This window comes from Holdemania sp., assembly GCF_986127675.1.
Genome location: NZ_CFQZWI010000022.1, coordinates 1 through 24,354, shown reverse-complemented (window position 1 = coordinate 24,354; position 24,354 = coordinate 1). Strand labels below are relative to the sequence as shown.

The 24,354-nt window shown below is 53.7% G+C and carries 17 protein-coding genes and 1 tRNA gene; 3 read left to right on the top strand and 15 right to left on the bottom strand.

Annotated elements, in window-relative coordinates:
• Nucleotides 1–237: 237 nt before the first annotated feature.
• Nucleotides 238–879 (top strand): flavin reductase family protein, encoded by a 642-nt coding sequence (locus AC5OW4_RS05455; protein WP_195547900.1) that lies wholly within the window; start codon nt 238–240, stop codon nt 877–879.
• A 216-nt stretch (nt 880–1,095) separates the two neighbouring features.
• Here AC5OW4_RS05455 and AC5OW4_RS05450 read toward each other — a convergent pair whose 3' ends face one another.
• The 14 genes from AC5OW4_RS05450 to AC5OW4_RS05385 form a co-directional block, all read right to left on the bottom strand.
• Entirely contained in the window at nt 1,096–2,250 is a 1,155-nt protein-coding gene (locus tag AC5OW4_RS05450) for an amidohydrolase family protein (RefSeq protein ID WP_195547899.1), read from the bottom strand.
• On the bottom strand, nt 2,247–3,389 hold the full coding sequence (locus AC5OW4_RS05445) for an amidohydrolase family protein (protein ID WP_493676741.1): 1,143 nt from the start codon (nt 3,387–3,389) through the stop codon (nt 2,247–2,249). Before AC5OW4_RS05445 ends, AC5OW4_RS05450 begins: the two co-directional genes overlap by 4 nt.
• A 121-nt stretch (nt 3,390–3,510) precedes the next feature.
• Nucleotides 3,511–3,963 (bottom strand): hypothetical protein, encoded by a 453-nt coding sequence (locus AC5OW4_RS05440; RefSeq protein WP_195547897.1) that lies wholly within the window; start codon nt 3,961–3,963, stop codon nt 3,511–3,513.
• Between the two features lie 11 nt (nt 3,964–3,974).
• Entirely contained in the window at nt 3,975–5,501 is a 1,527-nt protein-coding gene (locus AC5OW4_RS05435; protein WP_195547896.1) for a Y-family DNA polymerase, read from the bottom strand.
• 212 nt (nt 5,502–5,713) lie between these two features.
• Complete coding sequence (locus tag AC5OW4_RS05430) at nt 5,714–6,232, bottom strand: HD domain-containing protein (RefSeq protein WP_195547895.1); 519 nt, start codon at nt 6,230–6,232, stop codon at nt 5,714–5,716.
• 107 nt (nt 6,233–6,339) lie between these two features.
• The gene (locus tag AC5OW4_RS05425) at nt 6,340–7,365 is read right to left on the bottom strand and encodes a sensor histidine kinase (RefSeq protein WP_072685777.1); all 1,026 of its coding nucleotides are present in this window, start codon (nt 7,363–7,365) and stop codon (nt 6,340–6,342) included.
• Entirely contained in the window at nt 7,362–8,030 is a 669-nt protein-coding gene (locus AC5OW4_RS05420) for a response regulator transcription factor (RefSeq protein WP_072685775.1), read from the bottom strand. The genes AC5OW4_RS05425 and AC5OW4_RS05420 overlap by 4 nt, the downstream gene beginning before the upstream one ends.
• A 165-nt stretch (nt 8,031–8,195) precedes the next feature.
• Nucleotides 8,196–8,279 (bottom strand) — tRNA-Leu (locus tag AC5OW4_RS05415).
• Between the two features lie 149 nt (nt 8,280–8,428).
• Entirely contained in the window at nt 8,429–12,934 is a 4,506-nt protein-coding gene (locus AC5OW4_RS05410; RefSeq protein ID WP_195547894.1) for a hybrid sensor histidine kinase/response regulator, read from the bottom strand.
• Nucleotides 12,931–13,299 carry an Hpt domain-containing protein gene (locus AC5OW4_RS05405; protein WP_195547893.1) on the bottom strand — a complete coding sequence of 123 codons (369 nt, stop codon included), beginning with the start codon at nt 13,297–13,299 and terminating at the stop codon, nt 12,931–12,933. Before AC5OW4_RS05405 ends, AC5OW4_RS05410 begins: the two co-directional genes overlap by 4 nt.
• Nucleotides 13,281–16,484 (bottom strand): PAS domain-containing protein, encoded by a 3,204-nt coding sequence (locus tag AC5OW4_RS05400; RefSeq protein WP_195547892.1) that lies wholly within the window; start codon nt 16,482–16,484, stop codon nt 13,281–13,283. Before AC5OW4_RS05400 ends, AC5OW4_RS05405 begins: the two co-directional genes overlap by 19 nt.
• Nucleotides 16,451–19,078 (bottom strand): EAL domain-containing protein, encoded by a 2,628-nt coding sequence (locus AC5OW4_RS05395; protein ID WP_195547929.1) that lies wholly within the window; start codon nt 19,076–19,078, stop codon nt 16,451–16,453. The genes AC5OW4_RS05400 and AC5OW4_RS05395 overlap by 34 nt, the downstream gene beginning before the upstream one ends.
• A 464-nt stretch (nt 19,079–19,542) precedes the next feature.
• The gene (locus tag AC5OW4_RS05390) at nt 19,543–19,686 is read right to left on the bottom strand and encodes a hypothetical protein (protein WP_159432732.1); all 144 of its coding nucleotides are present in this window, start codon (nt 19,684–19,686) and stop codon (nt 19,543–19,545) included.
• 467 nt (nt 19,687–20,153) lie between these two features.
• Nucleotides 20,154–20,801, bottom strand: coding sequence for a pentapeptide repeat-containing protein (locus AC5OW4_RS05385; RefSeq protein WP_072682846.1), 648 nt, complete (start codon nt 20,799–20,801; stop codon nt 20,154–20,156).
• Nucleotides 20,802–20,938: 137 nt separating this feature from the next.
• Here AC5OW4_RS05385 and AC5OW4_RS05380 point away from each other — a divergent pair, with 137 nt between their 5' ends.
• Both AC5OW4_RS05380 and AC5OW4_RS05375 read left to right on the top strand, forming a co-directional pair.
• Entirely contained in the window at nt 20,939–21,322 is a 384-nt protein-coding gene (locus AC5OW4_RS05380) for a BlaI/MecI/CopY family transcriptional regulator (protein WP_072682847.1), read from the top strand.
• Nucleotides 21,306–23,039 (top strand): M56 family metallopeptidase, encoded by a 1,734-nt coding sequence (locus AC5OW4_RS05375; RefSeq protein WP_195547891.1) that lies wholly within the window; start codon nt 21,306–21,308, stop codon nt 23,037–23,039. The genes AC5OW4_RS05380 and AC5OW4_RS05375 overlap by 17 nt, the downstream gene beginning before the upstream one ends.
• 85 nt (nt 23,040–23,124) lie before the next feature.
• On the opposite strand, the gene AC5OW4_RS05370 is transcribed toward AC5OW4_RS05375, so the two are convergent.
• Nucleotides 23,125–24,354: DUF8731 domain-containing protein (locus tag AC5OW4_RS05370; RefSeq protein ID WP_493676740.1), on the bottom strand; the 1,230-nt coding region annotated here is incomplete at its 5' end.

Genomic DNA, 24,354 nt, shown 5'->3' with positions numbered 1-24,354 from the left:
CTCCTTGATTACGGCTTTATTATAAGCTTGTCCTGTCTATTGTACCTTAGAAGGGACTTACAGCTCGCTAACAGAATTGTAAGATTCATCATTCAGCGATATCGTTTCCTATTTTTCTTCGCACGTCGGGTTATTGCGCCGCGAATAAACAAAGAGGGTGTATAATCAAGGCAGAAGGATTCGGGACTAAAAATCCGGGAATCCGCAGGACCATGCAAGCCTGCTGAAAGGAAAACTATGAAAATTGAAATCGGAATCGAACGACCAGCCTGTTTCCAGCCTGCCTATCCGGAGGAATTTGATCTGTTTTCCCATCTGGAGCTGGCCGCAGCGATCCCACAGGTCTTATTTGCCGTGACGACGTGGAAGGAAAATGGCAAGCCGAATATTTGTTTTCACAGCTGGAGCTGCTTCCATGGCGACAGAACGGCGTTCTTCGCCGTGCTCGGCAATCTGTATCAGCACACGCACACCTATGCCAATATCAAACGGACCCGCGGCTTTGCAATCAATTTTCTGCCGGTGCACTATTATGACGCGCTGATCGAAACCATCCGTCAAAACGAACTGGACGCCGATGAGTTTTCCGCCGGCGGCTTCACGCTGGAAAACGCCCGCACGATTTCCGCGCCGATCATTCAGGAGAGTTTTCTCACGTTGGAATGTTCGCTGAAATCCATGGAGGATCTCAGCGGGGCTGGAATCACCGCAATGGTTGTGGGCCAGGTGCGGCATTGTTGGATCGACTCCGATCTGTCCCCGGAAAGCCGATGCGGGAAAGCGGGATATATGTTGTTAATGCCCGGCGCACAGAACCTGAGCACCGGCGAGCCGAATCCCTCAATCATCGCTTCGCTCACGATTGAAAAGCGGGATTAGCACAGCCTGCCATGCGACAGGTGCATCCTCCACTTGCGGTATGCTTAATTTTTCCAATACAGAAAACTGGCCGTCCAAAGCTTATCCAAACGCTTTGACCGGCCAGTCTTTTTTACCAAGATCGCAAAAACATGTCATAAATCGCGATCTTCCCTGTTTTCTTTCAAAGAGACACAGAGGCACGCTTCCACAATAACGCAGGCAAAGGGAATCCACTTACCGGCGGTAAACGACCTTGCCGTCAACCATGGTCAGCAGCGCTTTGGCTGCAGTGGAGACGACCGGGTTATGATCAAACAGGACAAGATCGGCATCCTTGCCAACTTCCAGCGAACCGATCCGGTCTTCGCAGCCCAGGATCGTCGCCGCATTGATCGTGATCATCCGCAGCACGCGCTCCGCCGGACAGCCGAAGCGTACCGCTTCCCCCGCCTGAGCCAGAATCATCCATGGATTGCGGGCCGGACCGTCAGTCATGATCGCGCACAAAACGCCGCGCTCATCCAGATCTTTCAAGCAGCCGGTATCGACCAAATGCAGCTCGTTTTGCCCCTTCTGTGCCCCGATCGGACCGTAGATAATCGCCAGCCGGTCTTTTTCCGCTTCGATTTCATCAAGAAAATCACTGGATCCTAAAGCATGGTCGATCGTGATCCGGATGTCGAATTCCTTCGCCAGCTCGATGCACGTCAGGATATCGTGCTGATAGACATGGATTTTTAACGGGATCGTTTTATCAAGCACCAGCTCGCCGTTTTCCAACCCCTGATCGAACTTCGGCATTTTGGCCGGATCGTCCCCGGCTTCCTGCTTCTTCTTGCGGTAGTCCTGAACCTGATGGAAGTATTCGCGGATTGTTTCGGCGATCGCCATGCGCGTCATCGGACTTTGATTGCGTTTGCCGTAGACGCCCTTCGGATTGCCGCCGACCGCAGCCTTCAGCGCAAACGGCTGCTTCACGCAGCGCTCTGCCAGACTGGCCCCGGCAGATTTGATCACGCAGCCCAGACCGCAGATCACATTGGCGCTGCCCGGCACGATCCCGCTGGCGGTGATGCCGGTTTCCAAAGCGGAGGCAAACTGCGGCGATAACGGATCCACGCCGTCATAGGCGTTCAGCTGCGCCGTAACCGGATTGACACTTTCGTTGAGATCCTGCGCGCCGGTCCTGGTGTCGAAGCCGCCGATGTGGCTGTGCGCGTCGACCAGCCCCGGCAAGACGAGCAGCCCGGAAGCGTCGATGATTTCCGCGCCTTCCGCCGTGATGTTTTCCGCAATTTCAGCGATCTTCCCGTTCTCAATCAGAATATCGGCCTGCAGCGTTCCCTGCGGCCCCATCGTCATGACGGTTCCATTTTTAATCAGCTTCATTGTTGATAACCTCCCTGAACATAGACGACCTTGCCCTGCATGAAGACCTTTTCAACCCGGCCTTCATAGGTTTCGATCGGATTGGCGCTCCAAATGACGAAGTCCGCGTCCTTGCCCGCTTCAATCGAACCGATCTGATCCGCACAGCCCAGCAGCTTCGCCGCCTGACTTGTCAGCATGCTTAACACGGCTTCGCTGTCCTCACAGGCGCGCATCATCCGCGCCGCCGTCCAGATCAGCCCTTCCTTCCCGTTGGGATTGTTGCCGATCGTCGCCATCGCGATTGGCAGTCCCTTCTTATATAACGCATATAATCCTTCCAGATCCGCTTTCTGCGAATAGGCATTAAAGCCATATGACAGATTGCCCAGAATCACGCCCTGAATCTTATCTAACAGATCGACGTCTTCCGCATGGATATCATAGCCCAGCGCCAGAATTGGTTTCAGATCGTAATCGGCGCAAACCCGCAGCACGCCCCGCAGCTCGGCGGCGTTGTTGGCGGCGATCACCAGCGGCATTTCCTTCGCCAGCACCTTTTTCAGCGCCTTGGCTTTTTCATCCCGCTTAATTTCCGGCTTGTTCTCGTCATACTCCTGCGCCTGCCGCAGCGCATCCCGCAGCAAGCTGAAAATTCCCATCTTCGTCATCGGCGCTACATTGCGGGAACCATAGGCTTCCTTGACCTGATCGGTCACGGAACCTTTCATCCCCACCTCATCCTTCACCAACATTTTAAACGGATTGATGCCGGCCGTTCTGAAAACCGCCATCTGGCCGCCCAGAATATTGGAATTGCTCGGCGAGGCTGCCAACGCGGTTATTCCATAGGTGTACGGCGCCTGTTCGCTGACGCAGTCCCCATCATAAGCATAGAGCGCCTTTAAATGCGGCGTAAGCGGATCGCTCTTTTCGTCGTTATCGCGCACTTCCCCACGCCGGATCGCCATGCCCAGCTCGCTCATCGCGTCGATCAATCCCGGCAGAATGACTTTGCCGGAAACGTCGATGTACCCTTCGGCTTTTCCTTTTAAATTCTTCCCCACTTCAACGATCTTTCCGTTGTCGATCAGAATATCGGTGTTTTCCAGCACTTCCCCCTTGCCGGTATGGATTGTGCCGCCCGTGATGCAGATCATAAAATCCCTCCTCAAGAATCATGTCTTTATTGTACGCCAGAGGAACAAGGAAAGGCAAGCCGCAGATGCAGGAACTCCTCATTTAAAAAGATGATCAATATGCGGATCAAAAACAGACGGCCTACCCCTCCGCCTCGGGCAAGCCGTCAAAGATCCTGCTTTCTAAACGTAAAATATCCTGCATTTCAATCCGCGTCCCGTCCATCAAGACGAGCGTCCGCTGAATCGCGTCGATCTTTTTTAACACTCCCTGAAGCGTCTGGTAAACGCCGCCTGTTTTTTTCTCATCAGCGATAAAGTAAGTCACTTCCAGTTCAGGATGTTCATGGATCCGCAGCATGAGTCCCTGCAGCTTTTTATCCAGCACCCGCTTTTCATCCTCCGCTAACAGAATTTTTTCGCTGGTTAATCGGGCCGCTTCCCGGATTTCATCGTCATACCCGGTCAACGCGGCGAACGGGTTAAACTGCGCCGCCCGGTCCATCCGCGCCATCGGCTGGTGGATTTTCGAGGTGGGATGAGGAAGATCAACGATGTCTTCATAGGGAAAATAATCCGCTTTCTTCGTCTGCATCCTCCGCCTCCTTACGCCTTATGTCCGCCGATCTGCCGGTTGCGCTCGATCGTCGTCGCCCCCTCCAGCAGATTGGTTCCTTTTAAAATGGCATTCTTGCCATATTTCCGCTTGATTTTCAAAATCGCCTGCTGCACCTGCTTCTCTTTTTCCAGATCGGCATTTTCCTGTTCCCGCTGGCGCAGAATCGCTTCGGCGTCGCTGAACAGATCGAACTGTTCGACGCTTTGTCCACCCCCCGCCTCGCTTTCCGGCCGCACATGCAGCGCATTCACGCCGACGCGGTGAACCAGCAGCGAGGGATCCACAATCCGGTCGAACAGCGCCAGCATCGCCTCGACGATCAGCTTGCCGGAAGCACAGGGACGGGTCAGACGCGTTGTTCCATGCGCGGATTGGGGAACCTCACGCCCGCTGCGGTCCTTTTTCACCGGCCCCTGATACCGTCGACGCACTTCTGGATCGCGCAGATTCTCGGCGGCATAACTGACATACAGCCCCAGCTGATCGGTAACCAGTCCCTTTTCCACCAAATCCAGCGCTAACAAATCCGTCATTTCCCGGATGATCAGGCGGGCTTTCTTTGCCGGATATGGACAACGCAGCACCTGACCGCTGCCCAGACTGCGGGATTCAGGTTGATAAGCTTTGATATCCGCGATCGTGCAAGGTTCCCAGCCCCACGCATGATCGATCAACAGCTCGGCATTCACGCCGAACAATTTATACAACAGCGTTTCGCTGCGGAAGTGATCGGGATCGGCCAGCGAACAGCGCGCGATATCGCCCATCGTCATCAAGCCGTGGTCTTCCAGCTTTTTAGCATAGCCCCGGCCGATGCGCCAGAAATCAGTCAGCGGCCGGTGTGTCCAGCATTGCCGGCGATAGCTCATCTCATCCAGTTCAGCGATCCGCGTTCCGTCCTGATCCGCTTCGACATGCTTGGCGACGATATCCATCGCCACTTTGGCTAAATACAAATTTGTTCCAATCCCGACGGTCGCGGTAATGCCTGTCGTTTGCAGCACATCCTGAACGATCCGCTTCGCTAGCTCCCTGCCGGAAATCCCCAACGGATTCAAATAGGCGCTGACGTCCATGAACACCTCGTCAATGGAATACACATGGATATCCTGCGGGGAAACGTAGTTCAGATACAGCTGGTATATCTGGCGGCTGACCTCAATATACCGCGCCATCCGCGGCGGGGCGGCAATATAGGCAGCCGCAAGCTGCAAAGAACGCGCCAGCTCCTCCGCGTTCCAGGATGAACCGATCAACTTCCCATGCGGCGCATGCCGGAGGCGCTGGGCATTGACGATCGCCATTTTCTCAACGACTTCAAATAAACGCGGACGCCCCGCCAATCCCAGCTTTTTTAACGAGGGGGAAACCGCCAGACAGATTGTCTTTTCCGTGCGGCTTTCATCCGCAACCGCCAGATGCGTCGTCAATGGATCCAGTCCCCGATCGACGCACTCCACTGAAGCATAAAACGATTTGAGATCGATCGCCAGAATCACACGTTCCTTCTGCATACCCAAGTCCCCTTTCACCCTTCGTCTGATGAATCCGATGCCCGTTCCTTAATCCAGCTGACTTTGAATTTATTATACCTGTTAATTGAATTATTTTCAAGTTTAATTCCGGTCTTTGCGGCGTTTCTCTCCCCTTCGCTTCGTCTTCTCTGCTTAGTCTGCACCGGGACTCCCACTTCATCCAAAACAAGAAAAACGTCCTTGCGGACGCTTCATTGATGGAAAATTAACGCTGTGGAAAGCAGCTTGACCAGCGCGCAGTAGCGCTGAGAGCTGAACGTTTCGTTGAGCGAACAGAACTTGTCGGCCAGACAGACGATCATGCTTTCCCGATACCGCGGCGGTATCGGCACCAGCGGAAACATGTGACGGGCGATGATGTTGCGTTCCACGGCGTTTAAATTAAAATCCTGCACCGCATTGCACAGCGCTGTGAAGGGATGCGTAAACCCATGCAGCCCGTATTCCTTATGCGGCTGATGCCAGTCGTAAAGAAAATAATCGTGCAGCAGCGCTCCCCGCACCAGACTGCTTTTATCACAGTTCAGATTCCATTTTCGATCCAGCATCAGGCTGTAATACGCCACGGCAATCGCATGATCCAGCGTCGTCGTATCCCCATGCTGAAGATAGCCGCGCATCGACTGCACCTTTTCCGTATTCAGCGTCGCCTGCGCATAGACTCTCAGAAGCTCTACCAGCTCCGTTTGTTCATCGTTGTTTTCGATCATAGTTCACCCATTCTTTTCGCCCTTATTATAATCAGAGGCGATCGAAAAGCAAGCGTTTTTCCCTGAACTTCGATCTTTTTGAAAGTTTTCCGTTTCAGCGCACAGCCTTATTCACTCATTGATTCCGGAAGCAAAAAGCCGGACAGCGGAAAGCTCAGCTTGATCATCGTTCCCATGCCGGGCTGGGATTCAGCCTGAATGCCGATATTCATTTTCTCGCACAGCTGTTTAACCAGATACAGCCCCATCCCCGTCGATCGGGCCACCTGCCGGCCGTTGTCTCCGGTAAAGCCTTTATCGAAAATTCGCGGCAGATCACGGGCGCTGATCCCACATCCATTGTCTTCGATGGTCAGCACCACCTGACTGTCCCGCGCTTCGGCAGCAAACCGCAGCTGAGGTTTCTCCGCCGCCCGATATTTGACGGCGTTGGTCACGATCTGGCCGAGGATGAAATCGATCCATTTCACATCGGTATAGACGATCTGATCCAGATTCTCCCGCTGAATTGAAAACTGCCGGGAGATCAGGATTTTCGCATGATTTTTGATCACCTGACTGACGATGTGATCCAACGAACAGCGGCGGATCACGTAGTCTTTTTCCACCACGGAGGAACGGGTGTAGTAGAGTGCCTGTTCGACATATTGATCGATCCGGTCAATCTCCTCCTCCAGCGAGCGCGTCACCGGATCAGGATGATTCTCAATGATCAGCTTGCTCGAGGCGATCGGCGTTTTGACTTCATGCACCCAGGTTTCAATGTAACGGCTGTAATCTTCGTTGCGGCGGCGGTATTCGGCGATCGTATCGTTCATCGACTTACTGACGATCCGGAACAGCTGCGTCAGCTTCTGCCCTTCGACAAAGCCGGGCGACTCGACGATCTCCGAAAGATAATACTTTTCTTCCAGCTGGTCAAGCAAGTTGAACGTCTGATCGAAAAAGGTTTTCTTGCGGTAAAATTCCACGCCCAGCGTGACGCTGGTCAACGTCAGATAGAGAAACGCCAGAAATCCCAGCGCGAAACCGCTGACGCGCAGTAACCGCAGCAGCACCCCGGCAAAAAGCAGAAAAATCGTCTGGCCCAACAGAAACAGCCAGCGGTCCTGAAGGAATTCTTTGAACGTCATATGCGATACCCCAGCCCGCGTTTGGTCGACAGATAGTCCGGGCTCACGCCGATACTTTCCAATTTTCGCCGCAGCCGGTTGATATTGACAGTCAGCGTGTTGTCGTCGACAAATTCCTCCGACTGCCATAAATCAGTCATGATTTCGTCGCGGCTGACGATCGTGCCCTGCTTGCGCATCAACAGCCACAGGATTCGAATTTCGTTTTTCGTCAGCTCCACGCTTTGATTTTCGTGCATCACGCAGCCCTTGCTTAAATCCAGCGTCACGCCTTTGACCTCTAACAGCCGTCCCTGATCCTGCGGATAGGCGCGCTTTAAAACTGCCTGAATATGCGCCAGAAGGATCTGGACATTGTAAGGCTTAGTGATGAAGTCGTCGGCGCCTAAACTCATGCTCATTAACTCATCCAGATCGCTGCTGCGGCTGGTCACCATCAGGATGGGAATCGAAGATTGCTGGCGGAGCGAACGGCAGATCATATAGCCGTCCATTTCCGGCAGATTGATATCCAGTAAGACCAGATGCGGCTGAATCCGCAGGATCTGTTGGTCGACCTCATGAAAATCGGAGAGCGTCAGCGCCTCATAGCCATAGCGGTTTAACAGGTTCTGCAGCTCCACCCGGATTTTTTCTTCATCTTCGACAATCAAGATTTTAAACATTCCCAATCCCTCCTCGTATGGTCTTATTATACACTAACAGAAAATCTTCCTGCCATGGCTTTTCCGCTCTCTAACAAAACTGTTAGATTCCATGGTTTGAAAATCACAAAAAAGTCCTGATTACAGGACTTTCAATCCCGGTTTCCCGGGAAATTTGATTTCAAATGGTGCACCGAACGGGACTTGAACCCGTACGAATAAATCACACGCCCCTCAAACGTGCGCGTCTGCCGATTCCGCCACCGGTGCATTGCTTAATTATTATAGCAAAGTTCCATTCAAAAAGGAAGAATTTTTATTCACACGTCGCTTTTTCATGAGCAGGAAGAAACAATGGGAAATCATTCAAAAAGAAAACAGAAAAAACCGCGGCTGAATCAGACCGCGATTTCCTGTAATCAATCGGGATTTCCGTTTTTTTCCGGCAGCACCCGGCTGAGCACCGCATAAAGCAAATCAATATCAATCGGTTTCGCGACATGCGCAGTCATTCCCGCCGCCATGGACGCTTCCACATCCTCCGCAAACGCGTTGGCCGTCATCGCGACGATCGGAATCTGCCGCGCGTCCGGGCGAGGTAATTGACGGATTGCCCGGGTCGCTTCATAACCGTTCATCACCGGCATCTGGATATCCATTAATATCGCGTCGTAATACCCCTCGGGCTTGTCGCTGAAGTTGCTGACCGCCTGTTTTCCATCACAGCAGACCTCAAACCGGGCGCCGGCCAATTCCAGAATGCCGCTGAGAATTTCCGCATTGATCTGATTATCTTCCACGATCAGAAAACGCCGCCGCGCCAGATTTTGATCCACCTGCGGCTTCACGGTCAAAGTCTTTGACGAATCCGGATTATCCGTTTCTCCGCTGAAATCCTGTTCACATTCCAGTTCGACGATAAACGTAGAGCCGTGTCCGACTTCACTTTCCACTTGGAGACTGCCGCCCATCCGTTCGATCAGACCGCGCGTGATGCTTAATCCCAATCCCGTCCCCTCGATCTGTCCGACTTGCGGACTGCGGGCAAACGGATCGAACAAATGGGCCAGAAACTGCGGCTCGATGCCGATGCCGGTGTCGCGGATTGTAAAACGGTATCTCACCTGTCCCGGGGATGAACCGGCGATTTCCTCCACGATGAAATCCACCTGGCCTCCCTCCGGAGTGAATTTGACGGCGTTGCTTAAAATGTTGATCAGAATCTGATTGATCCGCAGCGCATCGCCAAAGAACCGGGTGTGTTCGATCCGCTCGGCATTGATATTCAGCCGAATCGCTTTGGCTCGCGCCTGCGGTCCCATGATTGCCGACAACTGTTCGATCACCTCCGGCATCCGCAGACCAGCGCGGTTCAATGTAATCTGCGAACGCTCGATCTTGCTCATATCGAGAACGTCGTTGATCAAACTCAGCAGATGTTTGGACGAATAGGTAATTTTTTTCAGACAATCCGCCACCCGCCGGGAATCATCCAGATGGGCTCTCGCCAGCGCGGTCATCCCCATTATCGCGTTCATCGGCGTGCGGATATCATGACTCATCGCCGAAAGGAAATCACTCTTGGCCCGGTTGGCTTCCTCGGCCTGGATCAGCGCATTTTCCAGTGTCTTTTTCGTCTGACGTTCCGCGGCGAGCATCTCCGTAACGTCCGCGCGCACAAGACAGACAGTCTGATGATCGGCGTCCCCCCACAGCACGCTGACTTTTTTTATCCGATCGCCAGCCTCGCTCTGATAAGGAAACAGGAAATCATAGCCTTGCGGCTCACGCTGCAGGCGCTTTAGCATCGTCGCCAGGGCAAATTGCCGGCTGCTCTCCTCCGCGCTGCCGCTCTGACTGTGGCTGCGGGCAAACTTGTCAATCGCTTCGTCGCAGTTTTCAACGATATACGGCGGCAGATTCTCCACGATAGTCTGGCGTGTATGAATGGTCAGCCGCTGCGAAGCGATATCAATGAAGCCGGCCAGTTCAAAGGTTACGGCGGCTACCCGCAGCAGTCCCTGCTGCTCGCGCACCGAATCGGTGATGTCGGTCCGGGACAGGCAGATCCGGTTTAACCGCCGGTCCGTGACCGACACAGTGACGTTTTTCATGCGCAATTCGCCGCGTGGATCGCACATTGAGAATGTGAATGTAAACGAGTTTTCTTTCGCCAGCCGGGGTTTCAGGAATTCCGGTTTCAAATTGCCGGCGTAGCGTTCCTTATCCTTGGGCAGCACATGGCTTTCCAGCAGCTGATCAATCCATTGAGAATAGCGGCCATGCGTCCTTGCGGTCAGCGCCGTCTGTTCGTTCTGGGTCAGAATCTTAAACGTATCCGCACCCAGGTCGATATCGGCGACAAAATCGTAGTTGATTTTTGACAGCTGCTGCAGAATCAGGTTGGCGATTGTCTTTTCCGTGATGTCCGTGACAGTCAGAATCCCCGTAACGTCCCCGCTGTCCGGCGTCGTTACCATGTTCATTTTGATTTCGACATAGCGGCCCTGCGATTCCCTGGGCAGCTGCACGAAACATTCCTGAATCTGCACAGTTTCTCCAGCCGCGAATTCCCGCCGGGCCGGCTCGTTTAAATAATGATCAAGGAAATACCGGCGCTGATCCGGCTCGACGATCAACGACGCCAATCCTTTAAAGAACACGTCGCGGTCGTAGCCGAAAGTCGCCAGCAATTCGGAATCCGTGTAATCCATGATGTCCAGAATCACGCCCTGAGTGATGTTGCAATGTCCCGCTACCAGTGCATTTTCCCCCGGTGTGCGGTAATGTTCAAGAATCAGTTCGTTATACTGCTGGCGAATCCGCTGCTGTTCCAGCCGTTCCCGGGTGATATCGTGATGCAGCGCATAGACGCGGATTTCCCCTTCCTCACCCGGGATCATCGCCAGCTTGCTGCTGACCCAGATCTGACCTTTGTCTGCCGTCAGCATGCGGAAAACAATTTCGCCCTGAGGTTGGCGGTCGGCGATGAACTGAAGCAGCTGGCGGCGGACTCTTGCCTGATCTTCCGGATGAATGTTCGCGGTAAAATCCTGCCGGATCGCCTGACTTATCGCAGCGTAGCTCATCCCCGCCATTTCGGCAAATCCTTCCGAGATGTATTCCGGAATCAGCTGCCCCTTTGGCGTACATTCGATCACCGTCACGCCGCCCGGCAAATTCTGGACGACCGTCTGAAAATACTGCGCCAGCCGTTCGTTTTCCTTGCGGACGCGGACTTCCTCGGTGATCTCACGAACATGCTTGATATAAGCCCCGATCCCGTTCCAATCCGTTTCACGAAAGCGGGTCGCATAAAAACGGCCGGGCTGATCGACGGACATCTCATGTTCTTCATTGTCCGGCGCGTGTGTTTTCAGCGTGCAGAAGGCGCAGGGCTGCGACTTGCCGAACAGCACTGCGTAGCATTTCCGGCCGGCATATTGTTGATCATTGGAAAAAATTTTATGGTTATCGTTGACATAATAAAGTTCATAGTTCTGCTTGCCGATCACATAAATCCCATCCGAGGATTCATCGGCGATACTCTGGTACAACCGGGTTTCCGCCGACATGCCGGTAAACACCGCATAGAACTGCGTCGATTCCGACAGGGGACCCATTCGCCGGCCGTTCAGGTGTATCCAGACCAGCGAACCATCGCGGTGAGGACTGCGGTAGGAAACGTCCAGCACCTCGCCGCTGACTAATGCCTGCCACGCCGCTTTCTGCACCCGCTCGCGATCCGGCGGATAGATTGCGTTCATCGCATCCTGATGGACGAGAGTCTGAAATTCCTGCTTTCCATAACCGGTCAGCTCTGCGACGCCGGCGGAGAAATACGTCGGGATAAAGACCTTGTTTTCCACTTTATAACTGGCGATTCCGCCGGGGATTGAATTGACCAGATGATTCATCTGGAGCTGCGCTTCCTTGAGATCGGAAATATTATGGAACACGCAGTGAAGCAGCGAACTGCCGTCCTCCTCGCCGATCCAGCTGATCTGTACGCGCACCCAGACGAGGTGACCGTCACGGTGAGCCATGCGGAATTCCAGCGTCGCCGGCTCATGCGTGCGCACAACTTCTACAGCCTGGGCCTCGACGCGGCCGCGGTCCTGATCATAGATCAACTTGCCGGCGTCTGCGGCAGCCTGGGCAGAATATTCTTGAGAAGTATATCCGCTGAGCGCAGGCACGCCATCGGAGAAATAAACGGTCTCCAACTTGTCCGTCACTTTATAAACGGCAACACCGCCCGGGATTGCGTTGATGATCTGCTGCATTTTCTGATTGGCGGTGTTGAGCTGTGTTTTTAACGCGGCCTGTTCGCTGCCGTCCTGAAACAGGCTTACCAGCACCGTTCCCCATTGAGGCAGCGTGCCCATCGAAACCTCAATCTGAATTGCACAGTAACATCCCTGCTTTTTATCCCACGCCCGCAAGCTGTGCCGCAATGTTCCGCGCTCTGTTTTCAGCTGTTGCAAAGCCCGCTGCAGTGCTGGCCGATCTTGTGGATGCACGGCAGTCTGCGCCAGAAGTCCCTCTGCAGGTTCGCCGAAGTGCTGCCGAAAAGCAGCGTTGGCATACAATGGCGGCGATGCATTGTCCGCAAGCTGATAAATCACGAATCCGCAGGCAAGCGCGTCCCCCAAATTTTCCAGCATTGTGAAAAATGACGGGACTTCCGGTGTCAGTACCAACAGCGTCGCCGTTTCCTCAGCAATCTTCAGCGTCTGAACTTCCGTTGTGTAGCGCGCCTGCGTGCGGGGATTTTGCCAGACAGCCGGATTCTGGTTTTCCCCGATGTTCTCCAGCCAGCCGCTGAAGTCGGGATCCTGACTCCAGCTTTGCGCCGCTTCGTTGGCCGGCTGCCATTTCATCTGTGAACCGCGGACAAACAAGATTGTTTTATGGGAATTCATAACGAACACGCGGTCAGCTCGGCATACATCCCTCTGACCTTCTCAAACTCCTGCCCGATCTTTTCCAGCTTTTCTGGATAATCGCCCCGAACTTCCAAGCGCCGCAAAGGCTCCACGATCTCGCAGACCGCTTCGTACAACGACGTTAATCCCAGATTGCCAGATACGCCCTTGAGCGTGTGAGCCGCCTGAAAAGCAGCTTCCAGATTTTTTTCTTCTATCGCTTTCTGCAGCGCCGGCAAGCTCTCATCCTTGAACAACATGCCTAAAATCCGCACATACATGCGTTCCTGCTGCATAAACCGTTCCATTGTCAGCGCATAATCCACGCCGTAGGCCGTCATAATCATTTTAACGTCTGACATCCGAAAACCTCCTTGTTTCCGATAAATTCATTCAGCGTCCGGATCAGTAAGTCCGGATCAATCGGCTTCGCCAGATGCGCGTTCATCCCGGCCGCCATGCTTTTTGCGATATCGTCGTCAAACGCGTTGGCGGTCATGGCGATGATCGGAATCTGTCCGGCATCCGCGCGCGGACTGGTGCGGATCCTGGCCGCGGCAGTTAAGCCGTCCATGACCGGCATCCGGATATCCATTAAGATTGCATCGTAGTAATTCAGGGCGGAAGCCTGATAAGTCTGCAGCGCCTGTTCGCCGTTTTGCGCCGTATCGACGCTGAAGCCCCTGTCCTGTAAAAGCATAACCGCGACTTCGGTATTGATGGCGTTGTCTTCGGCCAGTAAAATCCGCCGGCCGGTAAAGTCCAGCGTCTTCAGATCCAGACCCCCGGCGTCCCCGGCGGAAACGATGCCGGCGAAAGTTTCATGGACGCCCGCTGCCAGACCGAGCTTGACCTCAACGATAAATTCCGTACCCCGGCCCTTTTGCGAACGGACGCTGATTCTTCCATCCATCAGATCGACGACGCTTTTGGAAATTGCCAGCCCCAGCCCGCTGCCGCCGGATGTCGCCGTCGTCCCGGTTGACTCCTGAGAGAACGGTTCAAACAGATGCGGCAGAAACTCCGGGCTGATGCCGACGCCCGTATCCCGAATCACAAACCGGACGACGGCGTTGTCTTTCTTTGCCTGAAGCTGGCTGACGTGCATCACCACCTCGCCGCCGGACTCTGTGAATTTCACCGCGTTGCTTAAGATATTGACCAACACCTGCTGCAGCTTCATCGCATCGCCCATATACTCCTCCTGCAGCGAAGGTTCGACGATGCATTGATAACGCACGCCTTTGTTCGCGGCCTGACCGGCGCACAGCGTGCTGACTCCTTCGATCAGTTTCCGCGTGGATAAAGGTCCGTTATTTAAAAGCAGCTTGCCGCTTTCAATCCGGCTCATGTCGAGGATATCGTTGATCAGTCCCAGCAGAAACCGCGAAGACAGCTGAATTTTTTCAATACAGTCGCCAATGCGGACCGGATCGTGCAGCGACTGGGCGGCGATTGCGCTCATTCCCAGAATCGCGTTCATCGGGGTGCGAATCTCATGCGACATCCGCGAGAGAAAATCCGTCTTCGCGGCGTTGGCCTGCTGCGCGGCGTTCAGTGCGGAAGCCAGCTCCGCTTTCTGAATCTGTTCCTGACGCACGACCTCGGTCACGTCGCTGCGCGTCACGCACAACCGGTCCAGCCGGCGGTCGAGATAGAAAACTTTATACAGTTTGACACGGGTCTGTCCCTGCTTGTCCTGCATTTCAATGGAAAAGGTATAGGATCCCTTTTCCGCCAGCTGTTGTTTCATAAAAGGCAAATCGAGCTGACGGCGGTATTCCGCTTCAAACTCCGGTTTGACATAACGCCGGGCAAATTGTCCGATCGCTTTTGAAAATTGATCCTCCTTTGGAATCATCGGATCGTTGGAAGCATGAATCCGCAGTTTTCCGGACAGCGCGTCGATTTCCGCGATGATGTCGTAATTCAGACTGACGATCTGATCCAGCAGCTGTTCCTGCAGCTTTTGTTCCGTGATGTCAAGGGTATAGAAAAAGACGATGAGTTCCCCGGTTTCCGGATTCAGGCAGGAATGAAACGTTGTATGACTCCAGAACGCGCCTTCGCGCGTACTGCGCAGAAATTCAAAATGATATTCCGTCTTGCCGACGGCGTAATCGGCCTGGACCTGTTCGCGCCGCATTTGCTCTTCAATCCGCAAGCCGGTCAGCGGGTCGATGGAGGAATGCGCAAACTGAGCGATCACCTTGTCATAGCTTTCGCCGATCTGAGCAACGGCGAAGTTGGCCGTCGTCAGATAGCTTTCCAGCACATTGCGGGTCAGATTCAGCCGTCCCTGACCGCTCTGATTGCCGCTGGCAGCCTCCACAAAGTAACGCAGTTCCCGTTCGTACAGTTCCTTCTCGCGCCGGTGGAGCTGCTTTTCCTCAGTAATATCAATAAACACACAGTCAAGATACGGTTCGTTGTTTTCCATAAACAGCTGAGCTTTCACCGAGACCCACTTCACGCTGCCATCCTTGCAGCAAATCTGGTTTTCAATGTGGACGGTTTTCGCCTGACGCAGCTGTTCGCGCAATCGTTGGGCGATTTCCTGCAGTTCCTGCGGGGCGATGATCAGCGCCAGCTGATTGCCCAGCTCGGCAAATTCAGCGCGGGTGTAGCCGATGAACTCAAACAGTCCGTCGTTGGCGCTGACAACGGTCAGGCTGGCGTCGTAACGGCAGCGGAAAACCGCGCCGGGAATGTTGTTGTACAGCCGCAGCACTTCCTCCTGCGCCTGAATCTGTGCGGTGATGTCATAGCACACCGACGAAATCGCCGGACGTCCGTCCTCCGCCTGCAGCCGCCGACCCAGATCATGAACCCAGATATAACTGCCGTTCTGCTTCTTCATCCGATATTCCACCGTGTATTCATCGCTGGTTTTCAGCTGATCGGCGACTTCCTCATCAACCCGCTGCCGATCGTCCGGATGCATGCAGTTGATGATCCGGCCCTGGATGTCCGCGACGAATTCCGCTTCGTCCCGATATCCCAGATACGCCAGCATCTGATCATTGATGAAATAAAACGGGAAGCCCTCGGCGATATAGCCGCCCATCATCCCGCCCGGGAGCGTGTCGTTCAGCAGCTCTTCCCGCTGGCGGCGCAGCCGTTCCACAACCACCGTCTGCGGGTAGTGCTCACCCGCCTGCTGACTGCGGCCCGGTTCGGCAAAATGCAGACTGACGATTTTCCAGGTCTCCGCCTGCCGCCGCAAGATAAAAAACCCCCGAAGATGCCAGGCATACTGGGAGTTTTGAAGAATCATTTCAGTAAAAACAGAACTCAGATCCGCTTGTAAAAAACGGACTTTCATCACAGGAAAAGCGGCCGAAAACGGTTCGGCCAATTCCTGAATATCCGCGACGATATACGCGCGCATCGCTTCCCGCCCGCTGGCGGCTTCCTGTTCGCCAGTTCCGATAAAATCAAGGTCCTCATCCAGATAGCCGACGGTTTTCTCCACATCCCGTGCTTCAAACCAGGCCTCGCAGAACTGCCGGACTATTTTTTCACAATTTCGCTCCTGATCCCCCATACATTCGCTTCCTCCCATAAACGACAACGGCTCTGACAGCCGACCTTTGCGCATTTCAACGCGCTGTCCGCGCGGGACAGCACCTCATCCAGCGTTTCGCTCAGATCCCACATTGCAATCCCGGCGGAGACTGTCAGCGGCACGTCCTGATTCCACCCGGCCTCGACAAACGCCTGGCCCAGCGCTTCGCCCTTTCGGACAACCGCTTCCTTCCGCGCCGTCTTCTTCATGACCACAATAAACTCATCCTGCCCTAATCGGGCGAAGATATCGCTCTGACGGAAATGTGAGCGCAGCAGACGGCTGAACTGACGAATCCGCTGATCGCCGCAATCATGACCAAGCTGGTCGTTGACTTTTTTCAGATTGTCAAGGTCGAACAGGAACAACGCCAGCGGGGCATCGTCCTGACGCAGCGACTGACAAACCGCATACAACCCCCGGCGGTTTAACAGATCGGTCAGATAATCACGATAGGCTTCCTCGCGCAGGATTTGTTCCTGCCGCCGCAGAACACTTAATCTCTGCGTGCGCTGGACGCGTTTCCACAGACTCATCGGCGTGTGCGGTTTGCCCGCAAAATCATCCGCTCCGATATTGAACGCCGCTTCCTCCCACCGGTCGTCCCAATATCCACTCGCAATGATCGGAATATCGCGGACTTCGATGCGGTGCTGCAGCGTTTTCAACACTTCGACTCCGTCCGGATTTTTTATATCCATACTTAAAACAATCAGCCGGATCTGGCTGGCATAGAGGTCCAGGCACTGGTAAACACTCTGACCATCGCCGACGCATTGCACCTGATACTGCTGGCTTAAAACGCGGCGCATTTCTTCGCAATAACGAACGTCTCCATCCGCTAACAAAAGCATCGGCTTCTGCTGATCAGGAAGCGGCTGCACGTTGTCCAACGCCTGATTCGCCTTCTGTTCGCACTGTTTCTGAAGCAGTTTTTCAAATTCCTCGCAAGGCATCGGCCGCGCAAAATAATATCCCTGCACATAATCGCAGCCGGTTTCCCGCAGCCGTTCCAGCTGTTCCCGGGTTTCCACGCCTTCCGCCACGACGCTTAAATTCATCCACCGCGCCAGACTCATGATGAAGCGCAGAATTCCCTGATTGGTCGGCTTAGCTGTTTCGTTCTGAATAAATTTCATATCCAGCTTTAAAATATCCAGCGGCAGCTGGTTCAGCATGTTTAATGAAGAATAGCCGCTGCCGAAATCATCCATTTCAATGACAAATCCCAGCGTCCGCAGCTGTTCGACCGTCGCGATGATCTGGCCCGGGTTTTCGGTATAGGCACTTTCTGTAATCTCCAGATGCAGCCGGCTTGGCTGCAGCTCATATTTTTTCAGAATCCGGGTCAGAAAGTCAATCAAATCGCTGTTGTAGATATCCGCCCGGGAGACGTTGACGGAAACCGAGATCGGCGGATAGCCTGCCTGATCCCATTGGTGCAGCTTGGCGCAGGTCTGTTCCCACACATATTGATCCAGCTTGGTGATAAACCCGTTGCGTTCAAACAGTGGAATAAATTCGGCCGGCGACTGAAAGCCCCATTGCGGATGATTCCAGCGCACTAACGCCTCGGCGCCTGCCAGCTGATCATCTTTAATCTGAAACTTTGGCTGCAGATATATCACAAACTGCCGTTCTTTCAGCGCAGCTTCCATACTGTCAGTAATCGCCTGTTCCCGCAGCAGCTTGTTGCGCAGCGTATCGTCATAGGCAGCGACGTAGTGATTATATTGTCCCTTGATCCGGCGCACCGCCAACAAAGCCCGATCGCACATCTGTTCCACCGACACCTGTTTATCGCGGATGACATAAACGCCCCATTTCACAACGACGTTCTGCATGTTCGCCAGCGTGTTGATCTCGCTGTTGGCGTTGATAAAAGATTCCTGTGGATACGCTTGCGGACGGCGCAGCAGACAGGCGAACTGATCGGCGCTCAACCGGCCGCAGATTCCGCGGTCGCCGATTTTTTCCTGAATCATTTCAGCGACGCTGATCAGCAGCTGATCGCCCGCCGGCACACCCAGAATATCGTTGATCAGTTTAAAATTCTCAATATTGGAGCACAACATGTCATATTCCTGATCCGGATGCGCCTGCAGCTCCTCCCGCACCCGCCGGTAAAAGAATTCCTTACTGTAAAGGCCGGTCAGCCGGTCATAGCGGAACTGATTGATCATCGCAGCGTTTTCGCGCAGGTTAATAATACTGGCGACGCGGTGCAGGATAATCTGCGGCCGGTACGGTTTGGCGACAAAATCCGTCGCGCCGTGGGAAAGCGCCGCAACCTCGTCGGATTCGTTGTCGTTCTGCGTCGCCACAATGACCGGAATGGAAGCAATCGACGGATCGTTTTTCAGAATGGATAAAAACGTATAGCCATCCATCACCGGCATCATAATATCCAGCAGGATCAGGGAAACGTTATCCTTCTGATCACCCAGCACTTTTAACGCTTCCAAACCGTTCTGCGCTTCCAGAACTTTATACTGCGGCTCTAAAATTCCCCGCAGCATGATCCGGTTGATCTCATTATCTTCCACGATTAAGATTATTTTTTGTGAAGTCATCTTCATTACCCCGCTTCATCCGCCTTGCTTGGACTGTCGCCGGAAATCAAAAACAAGATTTTAATTTTCAGATTTCCAACCAGTTGTCTGAACTGCTTAAAGAATTAGGGGAGTGTTTTTATCTCTGCCTGATATCCATTGAAATAATTTTAGCATAGGGTAAAGGGAACCGCAATCTCTTTCCAGGGTGAAAGTCGTTCGAATATGGTAATAATTTCAGTAAATAAGTTTAATTTCATCCGGTTTTCTTTTGAATGACAAACCTGAACATAGATTAATCCGGATTGAATTCCTGACTGATTATAAAATGGAATTGATCTATCTAACCCTGGATAATTATTTCATTTCCCTAACTATTTCCCCCGATCCTGCCCGAAAGGAAAAACAACGAAAAAGGGCTGGCGAACGCCAGTCCCTGACTCAAACATCTTTTCATTTCAGGCGAAGCTGGATTTAAAGCTGGATCAGCGAAGCATCAGCCGGCTGCCCTGATGCAGGATATCCGCGATCAGGTTCAGCACCGGATTGTATTGATCCAGAAGGCAAAGACTCATGCCTCCAAAAACAAACATCGTCGTGACAAACCAGCGCAGATTCTTAATCATCATCTTCCGCTTCCTTCTGTTTTTTAATCCACCAAAGCAAGCCTGCCGCCACGCCTAAACTGATGAGCAGCCATCCTGTTTTTTTCTTCATGAAGCCTTTCCTCCTTGATTTCTGGCTTCATTATAAGAAATATTCCCGCCGCTCTCCATCGTTTGAGCTTACAGACAGCTTACAGTTTCGTCACCCGTGTAAAAAACATGATTTTCTGAAGCCTCATTTTAGTAAATCAAGCCTGAGCGGCCTGCCCCAGTTTGAAAATCGCAGTTTTCTCATAAAAAAAATAGAAATTCGCTTACCGGGCGCCTTTCTATTTCCATTCCAACAGGAATGATTTTTCTATTGCCAGGGAGTCTGGCTTAACGGGGGAAAGAAATTAATCAAACTTCTCATTTGATTGTCTTCATTATAACCTCCGCTTGTGTGAAAAACATGGTCGAATTGTGAAATATTTGTGTAAGTCAAAAGCAGTTTATTCTTCCTTAATGATAATCCCCAAAACCCGGGCCAGATCCACCGCCTGCGCCGGATTCACAATCACGCCCCTCAGCTCGTCGCCGCACAAGGCAATTCCTTCGATCGAACAGGTGGACAAATCGACGCCGCTGAGATGACTGTGGAAAAACTCACTTTCATCCAGCTTGCAGCGTTGAATTTCAAAGCTGGAAAACTTTCCTTCGCTGAATGAAGACTGCGTGCAGATGCAGTCCGCAAAGCGGCAGCTTTTAAAACTGGAGAACGCGAAGTTGGAATAATCGAGCGCACAGTTGAGGAATACCACGTCCTGCAGCACGCAGCGCGACAGATCCGCGCCGGTCATGCGGCAATGATCGAACACAACCCGCCGCAGCGTGCTTTCACTCAGCTGACAGTTGGAAAAATCGCAGTGATCGAAAATCACGTCGATAAAATAATTTTTCTCGCTGATCGCCGCCATCGTCACCTTTGTCAGCCGGCATTCGCTGAATTCCCTGCCCGGCGCTTTTTCTTCCGGCCATAAATCATCGTTGATTTCCAAGCCGGTCAGTTTTTCCTGCGCCGCCAGCGCGGACGTCAGCACAGCGGGATCCAGCTTCAGGGGCAGGCGCGGCGCTTGCAGTTCTTTTTTGATTTGTTTCATGAACTCATCCTTCCTGATTCTTTTAATCTTATCACAGATCCAGTTTCTTGCAATGAAATCCAATGTTGACAGCCCTTGTCTATCGTGATAGACTCAAGACAGAAGATGTGTCTATTGCAATAGACAGGAGGTGCTTTATGGAACAGGAACTGAAACTGCATGAAGCGGAATACCGTTTTGCCTGCATTATCTGGGAACACGAACCACTCAGCTCCGGCGAGCTGGCGCAGCTGTGCCGCCAACAGCTGAACTGGCAGCGTACAACGACGTATACCGTGTTGAAAAAGCTTTGCACAAAAGGGTTCTTTAAAAATGAAAATGCCGTCGTAACAGCGCTGATCAAGAAGGAACAGGTGCAGCAGTATGAAAGCCGCAAGGTGCTGGAAAATCTTTTCGACAACTCGCTTCCGGCGTTTCTGACCGCATTTATGGCCGGAAAGAAAATCAGCGAGGATGAGGCTGAAGCGCTGAAAGCGTTGATTGACCGCTGTCAGGAGAATGATGATGAACGCGGCGCTTAATTTTCTGATCGGCAACAGCGTCGCCGTGTGCTTCGTCTTCCTCGTTGTCGTGATTCTGCGATGGCTGCTGCGGCATACGCCGAAAATCTACGCCTATGCCTTATGGGCGGCGGTGTTTCTGCGGCTGCTTTTGCCGGTATCGATCAGCGCGCCGGTCAGCTTTGTCCCCGCCGGCGCAATGGCCTTGAGCGAACAGACCGCGCAGGCGCTCTCGCTTCCGCGCAGCGATGCCCCTCGCACGTCCTTAATCCCGCCAGAAACAGCCGCAGCTGCGGAAACCCGCCCTATGTCCGCTTCCCAACCGGCCGCCGGACTTGGAATGTTCTGGCTGATCGGACTGGCCGTGATCGTCAGCGGCAGTCTGCTCCAATACCGCCGGTTTCTTCGCCGCTGTGTCCGGGGAACTGAAATTCAGCCTGGAATCTGGCGGTGTTCCGACCTGGACTCGCCGGTTCTGATCGGCCTGGTTCATCCCCGGATTCTGCTTCCGGAGGGATTAAATGAAATAGAGGAAACCAGCGTACTGCTTCATGAACAGATGCATTCCCGGCGCAAAGACCCGTGGATCAAGCTGGCCGCTTACGCGCTCGTCTGCGTCTATTGGTTTCATCCGCTGGTCTGGGCCGCCTTTGCCCTGATGAGTCAGGACATGGAAATGGCTTGCGATGAAGCGGTAATCCGCCGTCAGGACAGTCCGGGAAAACAAGCCTATTCCCATGCCCTGGTCGAACTGGCTGCCGCCTCTTGGCAGCGCTTCCCGCACCCGCTGAACTTTGCGCGCGGGTCGCTGCGCAGGCGAATTGAGAACATCCTGAATTATAAAAAACTACCGTGCTGGGCTGGCGGTCTGCTGACGATGGGACTGGTCGTCGTGCTGATCGTGGCGCTGTGCAGTCCGCATCAACAAAACGCTTTCGACGCGCAGGCAAAAACGCTGGCTGAACAATTCTGTTCAGCCTTGGTCGCGCAGGATGACGCAGAGCTGCGGTCACTGCTGTCAGATCAGAGTACCGCTGACCGGCAGGAGCTGCTGCGTTTCGCGACTCCGGAATGTCAGGTCTGGTCTGAAAAACCGGCAGTTTACCGGGATCAGATCCGGGTTCAGGCAGACATCGTGATCCAGGACAGCACTCTGTATGCCTCCGGCGATGCAACGCTCAGTCTGATGATGCGCTCGCAGGATAAGGATTTATTTCTGGAACGCGTGCAGGTCGGCGAAGCCGCCCCCTTTGATCTCGATCCCGCGGACGCCGACGCGTTCATGCCGCTGAACGATATCGTCGATCGGCTGCGGGCTTATATCCCGCAGGCGGTGCTGGACGGCATCAACAGCCGGACAATCCCTTCTTCGCATTTCTATCTGCTCGCCAGCTACGATGATCCGCAGACCCGAATCGCTGACAGCTACCGCTATAATCTCCAGATCACCGTTGACGCCGACCGGATGACCTCGCTGCACTTCCGGGATTACGGTGCGGACGCCTCGCAATGGCCGCTTGTCAATCTGACGCAGGCGCAGGGGCAGGCGCTGGCCGAAGCCTTCGCCCAGGATTTCCTCAAGCTGGATCAGAATCCTCCATGGGAACCGGCCGGGATTCAGGAAACGATCGGCGGCGACTACGACAGCTGGAATGCGGTGCAGGACGGGGTCACCTATACGATCTGCATCGATCGGGAACATGCGTTTGTCGTCTACTATTTCTCCGAAGCCGAATAATCCCAAATACATGATAAAACAGGAAAGATCACGGTCTCTCCTGTTTCTTGTTTATTCTTCTTTCGTTTGAAAATCAGCGCCAGCCTTATAACACAAGCTTTACGACCGCGCGGCCGGCTTTCGGCTGGAACGCAGTAATCGTGATTTCCGCACCCTTGCGCGCCTGCACCAGCCAGCGCAGGGTATGGGTCAGCGGCGCGTGCGCGCCGGTGGTGACTTCACAGGAACGATACTCGGCGTTGACGCCGGAATAGCCTTCCAGATCGCCGATTTCCGTAATTGCCTGACCGGCGATGAAGCTATCAATCTGTCCCTGCAGCGAAACCTTGACCGGTCTGGCCGTCCCCAGAAGCTTCGCTTCCCGGCTCAAATAGGTCGGCAGATAGCCATCGTTGGAAATCGTGACGGTCACTTCCGCCAGATCCGCGCCCAGCCAGTTCACATTTGTCTTGTCGATCGCCAGCTGCGGCAGCGACTGAGCGTAGCGCAGGCAGAACTTCGTCGTTTTTTCCACTTCCTGCAATAAGAACGCATTCGGACAGTTTTCCTCAGTAAATTTCAGATTCAGTCCGCCGATTTCCACTAATCCCAGCTGCGGATGTTGATACGGCGTCCAGGCTTCCATGCTTTCCGGGGCGTTTTCCGCGCACCACGCCAGCACCTTCGCCATCGTGTCCAGACATTCCGCTTCGCTTTTGGCGTCGCGGCGATCCCAGTCGATCTTGCAGCCGGCCCGTTCCAACAGATTCCACAGTTCCAGCGTATAGGCAGGAATGCCCTGATCCTGGAAGCACCAGTCGTCAAACGCGCCGGAGGAATAATTTTCCTGATCCGTCATGAAATGATCGAAAATGTTGATTGCCGGATAGCCCATTTCTTCCGTCGCCATCGCCGCGATCTCGCGCAGCCGGCGCATATCGTCGGGATCCGCGCTCTTTTCCGGGCGGGTTCCCGGCGGATACAGAATCACGCCGCCGCTGGTATGATGCGTTGCGACCGCGCCGATGTTGTGATGGGCCAGGACAAAATCCACTACCGCTTTGTTTTCCGGATTGCTTAACGGGTAAGCCCCGGCCCCGGCCTGGCGGGATTCATGGAACCAGCCGAACGGATAGTTGCGGTTGAAGTCCAGTCCCCATAAGGTGGGAGCCGGCTGAATCTCATTGCCGTTGGCGCCCTTCAGCACGCCTTCACTGACGACCGTGTAGAACTCGCCTTCGCGCTCGTCCGGCTTGCGTTTTTCCATTAACTGCGGGTGCGTCTTGCTGATCTTCCAGGCGCCGTGCTTGTCCTTGAAGATCGGAAGAGCACACGT

Bases quoted from the DNA above. Each gene is read 5' to 3' on its own strand.
- AC5OW4_RS05440 (WP_195547897.1), bottom strand. From the start codon at position 3,963: ATGCAGACGAAGAAAGCGGATTATTTTCCCTATGAAGACATCGTTGAT.
- AC5OW4_RS05385 (WP_072682846.1), bottom strand. From the start codon at position 20,801: ATGAAACAAATCAAAAAAGAACTGCAAGCGCCGCGCCTGCCCCTGAAG.
- AC5OW4_RS05420 (WP_072685775.1), bottom strand. From the start codon at position 8,030: ATGTTTAAAATCTTGATTGTCGAAGATGAAGAAAAAATCCGGGTGGAG.
- AC5OW4_RS05395 (WP_195547929.1), bottom strand. From the start codon at position 19,078: ATGACTTCACAAAAAATAATCTTAATCGTGGAAGATAATGAGATCAAC.
- AC5OW4_RS05390 (WP_159432732.1), bottom strand. From the start codon at position 19,686: ATGATGATTAAGAATCTGCGCTGGTTTGTCACGACGATGTTTGTTTTT.
- AC5OW4_RS05400 (WP_195547892.1), bottom strand. From the start codon at position 16,484: ATGGGGGATCAGGAGCGAAATTGTGAAAAAATAGTCCGGCAGTTCTGC.
- AC5OW4_RS05445 (WP_493676741.1), bottom strand. From the start codon at position 3,389: ATGATCTGCATCACGGGCGGCACAATCCATACCGGCAAGGGGGAAGTG.
- AC5OW4_RS05455 (WP_195547900.1), top strand. From the start codon at position 238: ATGAAAATTGAAATCGGAATCGAACGACCAGCCTGTTTCCAGCCTGCC.
- AC5OW4_RS05435 (WP_195547896.1), bottom strand. From the start codon at position 5,501: ATGCAGAAGGAACGTGTGATTCTGGCGATCGATCTCAAATCGTTTTAT.
- AC5OW4_RS05450 (WP_195547899.1), bottom strand. From the start codon at position 2,250: ATGAAGCTGATTAAAAATGGAACCGTCATGACGATGGGGCCGCAGGGA.
- AC5OW4_RS05405 (WP_195547893.1), bottom strand. From the start codon at position 13,299: ATGTCAGACGTTAAAATGATTATGACGGCCTACGGCGTGGATTATGCG.
- AC5OW4_RS05375 (WP_195547891.1), top strand. From the start codon at position 21,306: ATGAACGCGGCGCTTAATTTTCTGATCGGCAACAGCGTCGCCGTGTGC.
- AC5OW4_RS05430 (WP_195547895.1), bottom strand. From the start codon at position 6,232: ATGATCGAAAACAACGATGAACAAACGGAGCTGGTAGAGCTTCTGAGA.
- AC5OW4_RS05410 (WP_195547894.1), bottom strand. From the start codon at position 12,934: ATGAATTCCCATAAAACAATCTTGTTTGTCCGCGGTTCACAGATGAAA.
- AC5OW4_RS05425 (WP_072685777.1), bottom strand. From the start codon at position 7,365: ATGACGTTCAAAGAATTCCTTCAGGACCGCTGGCTGTTTCTGTTGGGC.
- AC5OW4_RS05380 (WP_072682847.1), top strand. From the start codon at position 20,939: ATGGAACAGGAACTGAAACTGCATGAAGCGGAATACCGTTTTGCCTGC.